Source organism: Providencia sp. 21OH12SH02B-Prov, from assembly GCF_027362595.1.
Classification (GTDB): Bacteria; Pseudomonadota; Gammaproteobacteria; order Enterobacterales; family Enterobacteriaceae; genus Providencia; species Providencia zhejiangensis.
Genome location: NZ_CP114796.1, coordinates 587007 through 603779, shown reverse-complemented (window position 1 = coordinate 603779; position 16773 = coordinate 587007). Strand labels below are relative to the sequence as shown.

Below are 16773 nucleotides of genomic sequence, written 5' to 3'. Positions count from 1 at the left end.
GGATAAATTAAGCCTACTTCCACTTTGATTAGTATTCAATGGCACATATCAAACCGTTGGATCTTAACTGAATTAGACATTGAGGAATTAAACAAAAATGACACAATAAGGCATCATTAAACATGTCAAATTGGCAATACCATGATTCATACTAGAAACAATTAACATGAACATGATCCCCATTAAATGTATACTTAAAAAGGATTCGAATACGTTATAATTACACCTGTCATCTGTGCAAAAAACAATCTATTTGCTGCGCTCTATCGCCCTAACCGTGCTCAACAAAACCCACCAAACGGACCGAGGGTACAAAAGAGGGTACAAATAAAATCAAATTCAATTAATGGATTTAAATACAACCAGTTATAATGAAAAATCGATTCCGAGTCCGGCACCACTTTCTCTTCTACAGTGGTTCCTTCAAGTTACGATATCCTCTTGTATAATTAGCTAGTCTAAGATTAAATCACCTAACAATGAATATCAGCTTCTCGTTATTAATTCAATTTTATTATAATGTTAGTATCTTCTAACAACCCTTTCTTATTGAACCTAACCAATAAACATTATTCTATCTAATGCATAATAGTCATCTCTATATTTGCATACCAAGATGACTATCATGCTTGTTTATTTTATTAGATTAATTCTTATTCACTAAAATGTTTTATTGTTATTATCTTAATAAACAACACCCTGCCATGTAGTCGCTACTTTTTTGCAATCTAACGAATGTCTTCTCCATTTGTTTCACACACTTTTTGATACCAATAAAAAGAGTCTTTGCGCAACCGGTTCAAGGTACCATTTCCTTCATCGTCTTGGTCAACATAAATAAACCCATAACGTTTTGTCATTTGTGAGGTGCCCGCGCTGATAATATCGATAGTTCCCCAACTTGTGTATCCTATTAAATCAACACCTTCATTCACCGCTTCTTTCATCTGCTCAAAATGCGCCCTGAAATAATCAATTCGGTAGCTATCATGTATTTTGCCATCCTCTACAATATCTTTTGCTCCAATCCCATTTTCTACAATAAATAATGGCTTTTGGTAGCGATCATAAAGCTCAATTAATGAAATCTTCAGGCCGATAGGGTCGATTTGCCATCCCCATTCAGATGTCGATAAATAGGGGTTTTTTACACCAAACACCGTATTTCCTGGTGTCCTTTCTGCATTATCTTGAACAGACTCAGTTACTGACATGTAATAACTGAAGGAGACAAAATCAACAGTATGTTGACGGATAATTTCTAAGTCATCAGGTTCCATTTGAATGGTAATGCCTCGTAGTTCAAAACTACGCAATATAAGTGGTGGATAATATCCACGAACCTGAACATCTGAATAAAAATAATTTTCCAGATTTTTTCTTAATGTAATTTCAACATCGCTTGGATGACAAGTTCTTGGATATGTCGTCACCTTCGTTAACATACAACCGACTTGGCTTTGTGGAATAATTTGATGGCAATCGCGAGTTACAATCGCTGAAGCCACAAATTGGTGGTGTAGTGCCTGATAAATATCCTGTTCATAACGCTCTGGTGTCGATTTTTGTTCACGAAACCCTAAAGCCGTAAAGGGATGACGCATGACACTGTCTATTTCATTAAATGTCAGCCAATACTTAACTAATGTCTTATAACGCTGGAAACAAACATTACAATATTTCACAAATGCATCAATCACATTTCTATGAGTCCAACCATTATATTTTTCACTCAATATTAATGGCATTTCATAGTGAGATAACGTCACTAAAGGTTCAATATTATATTTATGCATTTCCATGAATAGATCTTCATAATACTTCAAACCTATTTCATTAGGCTCACTATCTTCTCCGGTAGGAAATATACGAGTCCATGCAATGGAAACCCGCATCACTTTAATTCCCATTTCACCAAATAAGGCCATATCATCTTTATAACGGTGATAGAAATCAATTCCTCTACGTTTAGGATATGCAATATTATTAACCCCATTAAGAGCTGACTGAATATCTTCGTCTGATACTGCGTTGTGCCCATTATAGTCAGTCACTCTAAGATTTGATTTTATTGGTATCGCATCGGCAACAGAAGGCCCCTTTCCATCTAAATTCCAAGCACCTTCTGCTTGATTTGCTGCAATTGCAGCTCCCCATAAAAAACCATGCTTAAATGTTCTTTTTTCTATTCCCATACGATTCCCTTTATTATCCTAATATTTAAATTATTATTCACTGAAACTAAAAAATCACATATAAACGTTCTGTTCTTATAAACTAACAATAATTAAAGCCAAAAATATTTTATTTTAAATATCAAAAACAATGTGTAACCTTATAAAGTCAGCATTAAATATATGTTCAATACTTACAAACTATTATTTTGATATATTTATTTATTTGATAAAAATGGTGTAGAGGTCAACTTTTCGTTTTCTATTTTTTTATTTTGCTTCTCATTATTTTTTTCATGCCAGAATATAAATGTGATTAGGAAGGTGATACTAAACGAAATACTGGCTCCAATCAGAGCATAAATAATATTTTTAGGAAAGTCGCTAGAAGCAAAAATAGAGATACTGACTAAACTTGGACTAGCTGAAGCAAAAGATGCGACAGACATATACCCTAAGAAGCTACCACCAATTGCGGAGCCAGCAATCACAGCGTAGAGTACTACTTTATTAACAAAGGTAACGCCATAAAGTGCGGGTTCTGTAATACCGCATAATGCAGATATGCCCGCAGAAAATACAATTGGCTTGGTTGATTTATTCTTACTTTTGACTAGAACAGCAAAACAAGCCCCCGCTTCTGCAATGTTATGAGCTAATGACGCTGGCATATAAAGTGTCTCTTTACCATGTTGTGCTAAAGTTGAAATCGCATAAGGTAGCAGAGGTTTATGCATTCCTGTAGCAACAAGGAAAGGTAAAGTGCAAGCTACCATACTCGTAGCAATGAACCCTAAATGACTATGTAACCAAATCATTGCTGTTGTTATTGCAACTCCTAGCTGATACCCCACTGGACCTAAAATAAGTAGCGTAATAGGCACTGTCACTATAAATGACAACATAGGTGTTAGAAAACTTTGTAAGAGAGTGGGTACATAACGCGTAAATAACTTTTCTGTTTGGGAATAGAAAAGAACACACAGTATTGCAGGAAATACTTGGGTCGCATATTGAATACTTTCAAGTTTAAAATCTAAAAATGAAGTTCCTTCTGCCATTATTCTTATCATTTCAGGTAATATAAGAACAGAGACACAAGAAACAGCTATCACTACATTGACTTTAAGCCTAACCGCTGTCGTAATTGCAACTAATATTGGTAAAAAATAAATAGGGCTACTGCCAATACAGTCTAAAACTTGATAAGTAGGGGTACCCTTTTTTAACCAACCTAACATATCCAATATGATTAAGATTGATTTCAGAATTCCTCCTCCAGCGATAGCCGGTAAGATGGGTTGAAACACACTAATAATAAAACCAATAAGTAAAGGGCCTAATCGTTTTTTTGTCTTTATTGTATTATTTACAGGATCTTTTTGAGCGATTAATAAATTATTAATCACATTGTAGACATTAACTATCTCTTTACCAATCACAATTTGGCACTGGATATTAATAATAACAGCAATAACGCCAGGAATTTTTTCCAATTCTTCTCGGTCAATATTATTATTATCATAAAGATTTATTCTAAGTCGAGTAGAACAATGAGTTAGATACTCAATGTTACTTACTCCACCAATAAACCTTAAAATGTCCAATCCTGTTTTTTCATAATCCATCTGTTTTCTCCGATGTGGAAAATGCCTGATATATTATTTATATCAGACACCTATTGCCAAGCAGCAATACTTAAGTGGCATTACGTAAGGACATTATTCAGGCTCATTAGATAAAAAATCAATCTTCCAAATTCCTTTTTTTTATTTTATGTGATCCATGATTTGTATTTCACTAAGTTTTAATTGATTTTATTTTATAATTACCTTGTATGATTTAATTTATCAATAGAATTTAAATGCAGCACTCATTTTATAGTGTAAAACTATCAATAAAATCAAACTACGAGTGCATTGAGTCGATAACTAAGGAAGAGGAGAAAAATAAAAAACCACAAACATTTACTGATAAATATATTCTATCGTAATGATAATTGACAGAATAAATACCAAATATTGATTTAGTGAGCTGGCTCGCTATTTTCAATCTTATATAGAAACATTTCCTCTTTGAGGAATTGGTTTAAACATTAACACTCCATTTTATTAATAAACCCCATCATAAGTTTATTTTAGAACTTAATAAACATATTAATGAAATACCATTTTCCACATACCATCGCTAATAGCTGCATTTTAATTCACATCCCGCTTGACGATACCGTTGCTGAATTTCATTGGTAAGCCCACTATCGCTAATAATAGTTTTAATACATGATAACGTTGCTACTGCATGGGGTTCAAACATATCAAACTTGCTATGGTCAGCTAACAAAATAACCTCAGGCGAGCGAGCGATAAGTTTACGCTTAACGCCTACTTCAAACATGGTGGCATTCGTTATTCCCATTTCAATCGATAATGCATCGCATGACATAAAGACACGATCAACGGCAAACGCATTTAGCATCTCTAAGGCTAAACTCTCTCCCACCGTAAAATACCCTGGTCTAATTAATCCACCAATAATATAACTTTCTACATTTGGAAATGCCCCAAGCTGATTCGCAATTTTGATGTCATTACAAATCACTTTCACTCGAATATCCCCCAAACATTTTGCTAACTCTAAACAAGTAGAACCGGAATCAAGAAAGAAACAATCACCTTCATGAATAAATTTACGGGCTATCAGTGCAATTTCACGTTTAGAGGCACAATTTAAAGAACGCCTAACATCGAACTGAGATTCTTTATCTGTCGTACTATCATCGAAATTTAAGCGACCATGCGTTCTGGTCATCCCTGGATAGTGTTCAGCGATATACTGAAAGTCACGACGAATTGTCGCTTCAGCACAACCGAATAACTCAACGGCTTGTTGTGTAGACAATTCTCGGCATTTCCAAAGATAGTGCAACATCTGTTGGATCCGATCAGATTTATACAGACTCATAAGCGACCTCTCTCCGAATTTAATCACTGAATTGTTTTATCGTTTTTTCGTAATCATCAGTTGTAAAAAGAGCTCTTCCTAAGACAATATTATTAATTCCCATTTTTTTTAATAAAGGCATTTTATCTGCACTTATTCCACCATCAACCCAGCATTCCAGTGGGTGAAATAAAGACGACACTTGCTGAATCTTCTCTACCATCAATGGAATAAATTGTTGATCTTCACCATCAGGCTCGCTAGTCATCACCATCACAGCATCTAATTTATCAGTAAGATATTGATAAGGAGCCACTGCGGTGCTCGGATTTAATGCTATCCCTGCTTTTGCCCCTATTTTTTTAATTTCAGCAATAATTTCTGAAGGATTATTCACCGCTTCTGGATGAAAAAAGATCCATTTAGGCGCAAAAGGTGCAAGTTCCCTGACCCAAAATAATGGTTGAGATACCATTAAATGAATAGATATGGCCTGTTTTGTGGCTTGTACGACCGCTTTAACCAACTTGCTACCGAAAGTAATATTATGGATGAAATTACCGTCTTCAATATCCAGATGTAATGACCCAATATTCTGATTAGCGAGTTTATCAATCACAGAGCCAAGGCAAAGTGGATCAGCAGAAGCCAAAGATGGATGTAATATCATCACTACTCCTCCATAAAGAGATTAATATGGATTTAGTACTTTCAAAATATCGCTATTGGTTTTAGCAAAACGAATCTCATCAAGTAATAAGGGGTTATCTACAATTTCAGCGATATGCTGTATTAATCGAATATGGTCATTGCTTTGAATCGCACACACCGTCATCAGTAACCATACGGGATCACAATCTTCATGCCCAAAGACAACCGGTTGTTTTAGGGTAGTTAGCGTCATCTGATTATAAATAGCCCCTTGTTCAGGGCGTGCATGCGGCATTGCAATACCCGGCGCAATCAAATAATAAGGCCCCCAACTTTGGGTATTTTTAATGATGCCTTGTAAATAATTAGGCTCAGCCGCGCCATACCTAATTAAAGGTCTACAAGCTATGCTAAGCGCCTCTTTCCAATCCGTCGCAACCTGATTTATTTGGATCCATTTAGCATCATCAATCATTGTATATTGACTCCTTTAAGGTTCGGTATATGCTTGATTATTGAGCCCTCGCCTAACTTTTGGCGAAGCTTGCGAGGACTCTAAGTATCACGAGGAGATAGGTATTTTGCTTATCTCCTTTCTTATTGCCTTATGCTATGCACTTTCTCCATAAATCTTTCCACACGGGTTTGATCAACAAAGTTGGCAAAAATACCGTCTTTTTTAAATGTGGTCGCAGTGACGCATCCATCAGCAATACTCAATTGCTCTTCCACATTTTCGAGGCACACCCCTGTATTGGCAAAGACCACCGTATTCGGCACCGTATCTTTGACTTGTTTCAAAATCGCACTGTCTGTTTTTGCGCCAGCAGTTAATCCCGAAACACATAATGCATCTGGTTTATTATTAAAAACGGTAGACTTTGCTATTGAGCAGATATCACGTCCACCTAGGTATACCGCAGCTTCAGGTACAATATTAAACAGTGTTTTTACCTCGCTTGCCCCAATACGATGTTGATGGCGAATCGTTTCCCCCACATTGGTATTCCATACGCCAAAATCACTTGCATAAGCACCGGTAAATATTTCTCGGATAAATTTCGCACCTGTCGCCATCGCTAAATCGAATGAAGCGATCGGATCCCAAAGGACATTTACACCAAAAGGTATCCGGATCTCACTCATCAATTGACCAATGATCCGTGCCATTGCTGCGGTTGTTTCTGGCTTGACTTTAGTGAGATAAGGCAGGCTAAATTCATTTGAAAACATCACAGCATCAACACCGCCATTTTGTAGAGCCATCAGATCCTCATAAGCTCTATCAATGACCCATTGCATACTGTGCTGAGCATTAAAGTCAGGATCCCCAGGTAACGCACGTAAGTGACACATAGCAATTACCGCCTTTTCCGTACCAATAACATCCTTTAACCAACTCATTTCCATACTCCTTATTCAGGTAATTCACGATTACGTAAGAAAATAACGACGCAGGCAACAATACCGACAGTTAGCACAACGCCAATAAGACCAAATGACATCAATTCGTAAATAGACCAGCCGAACATATTGCCTACAGACAAGGCACTAATCTGTGAACCATTTTCAGCAAAATTAAAGCCCCCATTACGCGCCATTTCAGTAAAGAAAGGGGCAAATTGTGTTGCAATCAATAAAACGGTGCTCATCACAATCACACCGCTCAGTAATGTGCGTAATAAGTCACCACGATGGATTACCGTGGCCATACAGATGAAGAAAGGAGCTACAGGCAAGTCAGCCAGTGGTAACACATTGTTCAATGGCAGAATGCTTGCCAAGACCAGCATGATAGGAATCAGTAGTAAGCCCACTGCAATCGTCGTTGGATGGCCAAGCGTTACCGCGGTGTCCAAACCAATAAACACTTCTCGATCATTAAAATGCTTCTGAAAAAATTTACGGGCACCTTCAGAGATCGGCAGTAAACCTTCGACAATCAAGCGGATCATTCGTGGAAATAACACCATGATCGCGGCAACCGTGATCATTAACGTCGCACAACCTTTAAAATCTTCTCCTGCCGCAAGCCCAAATAATAAACCTAAGACAACCCCGATAATAACGGGATCTCCCACCATACCGTAGCGTTTCTGGATTGCTTGAGCATCGATATTTTTTCCTTTTAAGAAAGGGATCCTTTCATAGATCGAATCAAGAAATACGAATAGAGGGACTGAACTAGAGCCATACCCTTGAGGAATTGAAATGCCTTCTAATCCAACGATTGTTTGTACTCGTTTTGCTGTCCAATCCGCCATTTTTAGCGATAAGATGGCATGACACATCGCCCCTGCGATACCATAAATTAAGCTGCCTGTTGCTATTTGAACAACGGTACCAGTAATCGCATAGTGCCAATAATTATAAATATCAACGTTCATGGTTTTCGTTAGGCGAGTAAACAATAACGTGATGTTAAGTAAGAAAATAACGGGGATAATCATGGCACCAATAGCTGTTGCATAACCAACACCGGATGCAGGTCCCGCGCCAACATCAAGCACATGCAGAGATAAGCCAAAACGTTCAATCATAATTTTGATTGGAGGGCTTAGGCTATCAATAGCCATGACGATCACCAGCCCCATTCCGACAAATCCAATACCGACAGTCACCCCTGCTTTAATGGCTTGTAGCCACGGTATGCGAAAGATTAAGCCAATAATTATCATGACGATTGGGACAAATACTGTACCGCCTAAAGAAAGTATATAGTCAAACATAACGTCACCTATGAGGTTTATTGTGATAACAACGTTTTAATTTTTTGTTTTAGTGCATCGTCATTAACGCCTGTGAGTAAGGCCGCGCCATTCAATGTTGGTACGCCATAATCTGTATCCGTTTTCATTGCAGTGATAATCAGATCAACACCATGGCTATTGAGTGGAATTTCATTTAAACAGCATTGTGAAGTGACGATTGGGATCCCTTCACTTGCCAAGTAATCTTGCAGTTTTTGAGCAATCATTGTGGACGTAGACATACCCGTTCCACATGCAACGAGGACTTTTTTCATTTTAATTAACCTCTTGGTTATAGTCTGAGTCAGACTCGATAGGAAACTGATTAGCTGGAAGTGTGGCTAAAGCAGTTAATAACCGAATGCAGTCACTGAGATCACGTAAACTCGCAACTTCAGCCGGTGAATGTGTGTAGCGGCATGGAATAGAGAGGCTTGCACAAGGAATGCCATCTTGCTCAACTTGAATATAGCCAGTTTCAGTGATGACACCTGGAGCAACTTCTCTTTGCACTGGAATATGGTTTTTAGACGCTGTTTTTTCTAACATATTGATCAAACGAACAGGTGTGACTAGCCCTGCAAGGGTGCCTCTACCGTGGTAATTTAAGCAAGTAATGCCGACCCCCTTATTGATGACTAAATCCGAATAGTCTTGTAAGTCGGGAGTATCGCAAGAAGGGGTAATATCGATTCCAATAGCGAGGTCAGGTTTTACACGGCGTAGTACAGGCAAGATGCCACGAATATTGAATTCCTCCTGTACTGAGGCAACAATAAATACGGCTATATCTAGTTTTTTATCTTTGATTGCATCGGCCAAACCCAGCAACGCTGTACAGCCAAGTCGATCATCTAATGCTTTACTGCAAACCATGTCATTACCCAGTTCTTGGGGTGGGTTATACAACGTAATTGGTGTACCGACTTTAACTCCCATCCTTTCAGCATCTGCTTTATCTTTCGCTCCGATATCAATCCATAGCTGATCAATAGAGGGAGATTGTGTACGTTCATCTCCTTTCGCGAAGTGATAAGATTTAATACCAATACATCCAGGTATTGAGCCAGATTCACCGGCAAGGCGAACCACTGAACCTGACATTGTCACCTGTGCAGGCCCGCCGACTCGTTCGAAACGAATAAACCCTGACGATTCAATTTTTCGTACCATGAATCCCACTTCATCCATATGCGCAAAGACCATTAAACGCAGTGCTTTTGGATCTTCACTTCCGTAACGAGCAACGACATTACCGAGGCGATCCTGCCAAAGGTCTTTAGCACTGGTTTTGAGATGTTTTTTCATCACATTTGCGATAGGGGCTTCATGACCTGAAATACCGTCTAAGGTCAGTAGGGAAAAGAGTGTGTCTCGAGTAGAAAATACCATAATCATGATCTCATATTGACTAAAGCGACATAAACATGAGCGATTTATATGCAAAAAAAGGCGGGGTTATTGTGATGATAATCACATCAAGTCATTAAAAATAACATTATGAAACAATTTTGTGACAAAAACGAAACAATTTCACTCACTGTGATTGCGCTAAATTTTTTAGCCTATTACTGATATCCGTATTAATCTCTACCTTGACGGTCAATAAATATAAAAAATATCACTTTGTCATTATTGAATAGGGCACTGGCGTACCCTTTAGATCAATAGAAAATGCGCTTAAGATAAAGATGAAAAGCCTTTAACTTGTTGTCGGATAAATCGATCACCTATACGCGCATCATAAGATAGGGCCATTGGTTTCAAATAGAGAGGGAGATCTTTAACAACCTTGTTGCCAACAAGACCTGTGTTATATTCCTGTATTTGTAAATTGCCGCTCTGTAACAACACATCTTGGAAAAGCTGGCTTTCTTCACTGATTAATTTACTGCTAGGTTTACCTAAATGCTTATTTTGATGATAACTCAGGGTCTCACGTTTTATTTCAGCATCGAGCATTCCCGTTCGGTCTTTACCGCTTTTACAGTTCCAACAAGGCACCGCATCAATTTCATAAGTTAACATAACAATACGTTGGGCCATTTTATAGGGTTCATTCGCATCCTTGTTATATGAGCTATTTTTCCAGATATCTCTTATCTGTTGACATAATATTTCTATTTTTTGGCGATTATCAGCGTGTGGATTTTCAGATAAATAGTTGCCAACCCATCCACCTAGATGATTATTCTCTAAATAATCATCGCCCATTATTTTTTCCAACGCAGATTTGTTTAATTGATGAAGATTATTTTTCTTATACGTTATACAACTAGATAATCTATCAGATATACCATCCGAGACCCTATTTATCATCGATAATGATAATTCGTTTACGCCAAAATTTAAAATTGCAATATCAAGCTTAATTTTAACTTGTTTTAAGTCTCCTTTCTCATCTCGAATGTTTAAATGCACAAACGGGTCATTATTCAAAGAGTCCCAAGCAAAAATTTGGTCATCTAACATGCTTGTTTCACCAAACAGATATGTGAGTAAAGAAGTCGAAGAGATCCTTAATGTCACCTCCTCATTATTTAATGCTTTCTTATAAAGTTCAGGTTTAGAATAAAGGGCGGCGATAACGACTTCTTTTGCTCTATTTTTAGCACCTTCCTTACGTAAAAAACTCCCTTCTGGGAGGGAGAAAGGGGATAATACACCATGACGAATGCCGGTAAACAATGAGTTTTGTTGATCATCTTTAACGTCAGAAACCCATAAATTTACGGCATGAACGGTTTCATCACTCGACTTAGAGCAAATACCTTTATTCTGATAACTACAATCATAAAATATATCATTATCAGCGTTATTATATTTCATTTTTGATGCCGGTATTAATACAAAAGAGTATTTTTTATTCCCGTATACTAACTCCGTTTCAACAATCTTCCATTCTTTACTATTGAGAATATCTTTGAATTCGTTATTAAATAATACTTTCACTTCCTCTAAAGAGATTTTATGATTATGACCTTGCATTTCATTATGAATGAATCGAATTAAATATTTTTTGAAATCTTTAGCCTTATTTATTTCTTTTGGATTAAGTAATCTGTTCTCGCCATGAGATAACTCATTTAACTCTTCAGAGATACTTTTTAAACCATCAGCAGACACATTAAACTTTCTCAATATATTTTCTGCCACATTGACAAGACTGTTTTGAAATTGAATAAGTGCGTGTTGACTTTGTGTTACTCTGTCTAGAGTATATTTATCACTACCGCTAGCGACAGGACAAGGAATGGCGCCATTAATTTTATTTTTTAAATTATGGTTTTTAAATAAGTTATTAACTGAGGTTATACCAAGAGAAAAATCTTTTCCGGTACTGGTTTCCGCTTTTGCTTTTTCACTTGAAAGCAAATGATAACGACAATCCAAGTATGGAATATGATTGATAAATTTTAAATACATAGAGTTTCTCCGTTGAAAAAATAATATTCAACATAAAACTATTTTATAAATATATAAAAAATCGATTTTCTCTTTTTTTATATCATTTTTAATAAAGACCATTCAAAATATTTGAATAGTTTGAGCAAAAGAACCTCATTGTATTTATACCTAATCTTATCTAAGCTAAATTCCATAGGTTTTTTATTCTTAACGGTATGAGCAGGTATAATATGAACAACATCCAATCTGACCACCACAGCTTTTTTATCTTATCGGATGATAAAAAAAATCGTCTTGCTGAGATTACCTTTGTCTATACCGGAGACGAACTCGCGATTATTGACCATACCGTCGTTGATGAACGTTTAAAAGGACAAGGAATAGCTAAACAGTTAGTCGCAAAAGTGGTTGAAAGAATGCGTTCTGAAAAGCGTAAAATTATTCCATTATGCCCATTCGCCAAAGCGATATTTGATAAAATGCCTGAGTATCAAGATATCCGTCACTAAATCTTATCTATTTGCCAATATTCCTAAAGAAGAGGTGCAAATGAGTATCACAAATGAATATAACCCACAACCGTTCCTACATATTCATGCACGCATTAAAGATGTTGGCGGGATCCCTGTCGCGAGAGTTTTACCGACCAAACAGCGGCGTTTAATTGGTGCTTGGTGCTTTCTCGATCATGCGGGTCCGACGGTATTTAAAGGTGATGTAGATGGTATGCGCGTCGCCCCTCACCCACATACCGCACTGCAAACCTTTACTTGGATGCTTGAAGGCGAAATTCTACATCGAGACAGTTTAGGCTACGAACAAGTGATCCGCCCAGGCCAAGTTAATTTGATGACCGCCGGTAAAGGCATTAGCCATTCTGAAGATACCTATGGCGACAACCGCCATTTACATGCGGTGCAGCTATGGATAGCACTGCCAGCAGCAATGAAAGATATGCCACCTCGCTTTGACCACTACCCTACTTTGCCTAAATGGTCAGTTGGAGATATTACATATCAATTACTCGTTGGGGAGTACGATACTTATAAAGCACCGACATTATCGTTTTCTTCTTTAGTAGGCTTAGATATCACAACCCACAGTAACCACGCATTGTCATTAACACTACGCCCTGATTTTGAATACGGTATTTTCATTATTGAAGGTGATGCCATTATTGGTTCCCAGCATAGCCATCGCAATGAATTAATTTATTTAGGTAAAGGCCTGACTCAAGTCTCACTACAACTTGCAGCAAATAGTCATATTCTGTTATTAGGTGGAGAGCCACTTAATGAGTCTATTTTAATGTGGTGGAATTTTATTGGACGGACCAAGGAAGAAATTACGTCTGCTATTACAGAATGGAATCTAGGCGATTCTCGATTTGGTAAGGTCATTAACGACGCTCGAGAACCAACTCTTTCTCCGCTAATGCCATGAGTAAATCATCATTTCCTGTAATATGAGTGGCTGTTCAGCTATTTTTATTGGCTAGATAAAAAAGGTAGCCATAAACTCTGGCTACCTTTGCGTTAATCACTATTAGCTACCAGGTGTAAAATAAATCGGGGAGCCTGGCCCTACAGGTAATCCAAGTACAAATACCCAGATAACAAAGAATAATGACCAGCCAATAAAGAAGATGATTGAGTAAGGCAGCATCATTGAAACGAGTGTACCGATACCTGCATCTTTCTTATATTTGACCACGATAGCCATAATCAAGCCGAAATAACTCATCATTGGTGTGATAATATTTGTGACTGAATCACCAATACGATATGCCGCTTGGATGGTTTCTGGTGCATAGCCTGCTAGCATTAGCATTGGGACGAAAATCGGTGCAGTGACAGCCCATTGCGCTGAAGCAGAACCAATCATTAAGTTAATAAAGGCACAGATAATAATAAAACCAATAAACAGAACTCCACCATGTAAATCGATGCTGTTTAAGAAGTTAGCGCCTTTTACCGCGACAACTTGCCCAATATTGGTCCAACCAAAAAATGCCACAAACTGTGCCGCAAAGAAAATAATCACCAAATACAGCCCAAGCGTACTCATTGCATTAGCCATTGCATCGACGACATCTTTATCAGAGCGCATCGTTTTTGCAACATAACCATAAACAATGCCCGGCACCGCAAAGAAGATAAAAATAAAGACCACGATAGATTTTAAAAAGGGCGAATTACTGACTAAGCCTGTTTCTTGGTTACGCAAAATACCATTTTCAGGCACGACCATGAGTGCTAATAGCGCCGCTAATCCCCAAAATGTCACGGATGCCCAAAATAGTGCTTTTTTCTCAAGAGGCGTGACTTCAGCATCGGCACGTAATTTATCTTCATCTTCGTCGACCCCGCCGCCTTGGTATGGCCCTAATTGTGGCTCAACAATTTTCTCTGTAATGAAGTAACCCAAAATAGTGATCAAGAATGTACTGGCAAACATAAAATACCAGTTAGCTTCAGCCCCTACGGTATATGTAGGATCAATAATTTGTGCTGCTTGTTGTGTAATACCTGATAATAATGGGTCAACTGTGCCTAATAGCAAGTTTGCAGAGTATCCGCCAGAAACCCCAGCAAAGGCTGCTGCAAGTCCTGCAAGAGGATGACGGCCTAATGAGTGGAAAATAATGGCCGCAAGAGGTATTAACACGACATAGCCTAACTCAGCTGCGGTGTTTGACATAATACCAGCAAAAACAATCGCCATTGTTGTTAGTTTACGTGGTGCTTTGATGACCACTAAACGCATAGCTGCCGATAAAAGCCCTGCTCGTTCCGCGATACCAACCCCTAATAAAGCAACAAGAACAGTACCTAACGGCGCAAAACCAGTAAAGTTGCTAACAACATTTGAAAGAATTTTACGAATGCCTTCGGCATCTAATAGGCTGACAACATGAATAACACCATCTGCGGCACGGCCTTTTGCCCCTTCAGGACGGGGATCAGCCACACTAATACCAAAATATTGTCCGACTGCTGATGAGACCAATAAAATTGCAGTTAAAATAATGAATAAAATGACTGGGTGAGGCAATGCATTACCTAGCCATTCTACTGTGCGTAGAAAGCGGCTCCCATCTTGTTTTTTTTGTTCCATATTTTCTCCTTATAAACAAGAGAAATGGACATTACACAATGTTTTGTGCTTTAGCTATTTTCAAAAATATAACGCTAACCTAACAAAACATTTATTTTTAGTTTTTAACGTTAATTAAACACAAATAAAATCACAAAACACAGTATAAAAATACAAGATTACTTAAATATTTAAATAAATAACGCATTAAGTTAAAAATAACGATAATTAGTGAAAATGTGGTTCAGATAACAGTTTTAAGCGGTTTTCTCGGTGACTGAAAGCATTTTTCAGTTAAAAATAGAATAGTTTTCAGTGTTTTCACTACAAACTAGATACGAAATATCCGTATCTACAACAAGATTTTCCCTACTAATTACAAAAAGAATAATAAACTAAGTTATCTTTTTTATGCCCGATTTTTGCTATCATGCCATCACTTTCAGATACTCTCTCATTTTTGAAATCTCGAATAATCTTCTATTGCTGCAAGTTTTCATTTCAATACCGTTATCTATTTAAATATTAATTTAAGTTGAATCTATTTTAGCATGATTAAAACCATCAATATTTCATCTTCATCCTGAATATGATTGCTCAATGAGAAAAAGTGCAATTATCACACATATTTATTAACATATTTATTATATTATCCGTTATCTACTTTTAATCTCACGCAATTAATTATGACATCGAATCATTAATTTAGACGATGAAATTAATAAATATTAGCGCTAATATTAATAAAAACCAGCCACAACAGCTTATAATGCATCTAATACTAAAATACCATTTGCCTTTGATACCCCAGATTTTGTTGCGCTACCTTTTAGTTTAGCGTTAACGGCTATTGTACTATTGACTAAGTTATTAAGTGAAATTCCAGCACCATTCGCGTTCACTTGAATACCATTTAATGATACTTGTGCAGAAACACCGTTTCCGAAATTCAACAGCCCATTTGTAGCATTACTCGCCGTCAACCTTAATTGATAGTTTCGAGCAGTGCCAGAAGTACAGGAAATATTCAGACGAGTACTTTTTTCAAGCCCTTCAGCTTTTAAACTCGATGAGGAATAATTAAGATTTAAGTTCTGGCTATTTAAACTACATGAACTTAACCTATTTGGTCCCCCTTTAGACTGACCACCACTATTCGAAAAATAGATTAAGTATGTTTTATTCACCTTGTCAAAACAATTAATCCCAACCGACACATTATTCTCATCCCAAGGTAACCATTTTGAAGGTATTCTATTGTCTGTTAATTGTAGTCTCATACCGCCATTAAACACTTTACTGGCCCAGTTTAAACCAGCCATATGACTCAGCGCCTGACCATCACAATTAATATTATAACTTTCATAACTAACCCGATTACCTAAGGGATCAAAACCTTGATCATCAAGAAGCGTTGGTTCTACGCTCACTCTAGCACGATCGTTATGTATTTCTTGCGAGCACTCAGCTGTTTTACAGTCAGTAAATCTAACAATATGATAGGTGACTAATCCTTCCGCCCAGACCGTCATGAATGGTGCGGTTGTTTGTTCGGCCGTAACCGTGAAGTCAGCAAATGAACTCAAAGGCACACACGCTAATATTAAGTGAAAAATTCTCATATATATCCTATTAAAAACATTATACTTTTTATAAACTATAACTCATTTTTCATGTGGAAATTAAAACTAAAACTTATTATGATTTTTATCATTCATTAAAAAAGCAAAACCAAGTTATCTGCTTTAGAATTT

Annotated in this window: 14 protein-coding genes; 2 read left to right on the top strand and 12 right to left on the bottom strand. The window is 37.2% G+C overall.

Translation table 11 applies throughout. The features are described 5' to 3' along the window. Positions 1-728: 728 nt before the first annotated feature. The 10 genes from O7C57_RS02815 to O7C57_RS02770 form a co-directional block, all read right to left on the bottom strand. Positions 729-2195: a glycoside hydrolase family 1 protein gene (locus O7C57_RS02815; protein WP_269723586.1), complete on the bottom strand. Its 1467-nt coding sequence runs from the start codon at positions 2193-2195 to the stop codon at positions 729-731. A gap of 197 nt (positions 2196-2392) precedes the next feature. Further along, the gene (locus O7C57_RS02810) at positions 2393-3802 is read right to left on the bottom strand and encodes a PTS transporter subunit EIIC (protein WP_269723585.1); all 1410 of its coding nucleotides are present in this window, start codon (positions 3800-3802) and stop codon (positions 2393-2395) included. Between the two features lie 559 nt (positions 3803-4361). Further along, complete coding sequence (locus tag O7C57_RS02805) at positions 4362-5135, bottom strand: DeoR/GlpR family DNA-binding transcription regulator (protein ID WP_154623524.1); 774 nt, start codon at positions 5133-5135, stop codon at positions 4362-4364. A 19-nt stretch (positions 5136-5154) separates the two neighbouring features. Next, on the bottom strand, positions 5155-5784 hold the full coding sequence (locus O7C57_RS02800) for an epimerase (RefSeq protein WP_154623525.1): 630 nt from the start codon (positions 5782-5784) through the stop codon (positions 5155-5157). Positions 5785-5805: 21 nt separating this feature from the next. Then, entirely contained in the window at positions 5806-6240 is a 435-nt protein-coding gene (locus O7C57_RS02795; RefSeq protein ID WP_154623526.1) for a PTS sugar transporter subunit IIA, read from the bottom strand. A 122-nt stretch (positions 6241-6362) separates the two neighbouring features. Next, positions 6363-7169 carry a BtpA/SgcQ family protein gene (locus tag O7C57_RS02790; protein WP_154623527.1) on the bottom strand — a complete coding sequence of 269 codons (807 nt, stop codon included), beginning with the start codon at positions 7167-7169 and terminating at the stop codon, positions 6363-6365. An 11-nt stretch (positions 7170-7180) separates the two neighbouring features. Beyond that, entirely contained in the window at positions 7181-8494 is a 1314-nt protein-coding gene (sgcC, locus tag O7C57_RS02785; protein WP_154623528.1) for a PTS sugar transporter subunit IIC SgcC, read from the bottom strand. 17 nt (positions 8495-8511) lie between these two features. After that, the gene (sgcB, locus tag O7C57_RS02780; RefSeq protein ID WP_154623529.1) at positions 8512-8790 is read right to left on the bottom strand and encodes a PTS sugar transporter subunit IIB SgcB; all 279 of its coding nucleotides are present in this window, start codon (positions 8788-8790) and stop codon (positions 8512-8514) included. Position 8791: 1 nt separating this feature from the next. Beyond that, entirely contained in the window at positions 8792-9907 is a 1116-nt protein-coding gene (locus O7C57_RS02775) for a M42 family metallopeptidase (protein ID WP_154623530.1), read from the bottom strand. 288 nt (positions 9908-10195) lie between these two features. Then, a complete protein-coding gene (locus tag O7C57_RS02770) occupies positions 10196-11941 on the bottom strand; it encodes an inositol phosphate phosphatase SopB (protein WP_269723584.1) in 1746 nt (581 codons plus the stop codon). Between the two features lie 212 nt (positions 11942-12153). On the opposite strand from O7C57_RS02770, the gene O7C57_RS02765 reads away from it, so the two are divergent. Next, a complete protein-coding gene (locus O7C57_RS02765; RefSeq protein ID WP_269723583.1) occupies positions 12154-12432 on the top strand; it encodes a GNAT family N-acetyltransferase in 279 nt (92 codons plus the stop codon). 40 nt (positions 12433-12472) lie between these two features. Further along, positions 12473-13366 carry a pirin family protein gene (locus O7C57_RS02760; protein WP_269723582.1) on the top strand — a complete coding sequence of 298 codons (894 nt, stop codon included), beginning with the start codon at positions 12473-12475 and terminating at the stop codon, positions 13364-13366. Positions 13367-13468: 102 nt separating this feature from the next. Here the strand turns inward: O7C57_RS02760 and O7C57_RS02755 are convergent, their stop codons facing one another. After that, positions 13469-15040 carry an AbgT family transporter gene (locus O7C57_RS02755; protein ID WP_154622527.1) on the bottom strand — a complete coding sequence of 524 codons (1572 nt, stop codon included), beginning with the start codon at positions 15038-15040 and terminating at the stop codon, positions 13469-13471. 743 nt (positions 15041-15783) lie between these two features. Next, positions 15784-16641 (bottom strand): hypothetical protein, encoded by an 858-nt coding sequence (locus tag O7C57_RS02750; RefSeq protein WP_251464717.1) that lies wholly within the window; start codon positions 16639-16641, stop codon positions 15784-15786. Positions 16642-16773 lie beyond the last annotated feature (132 nt).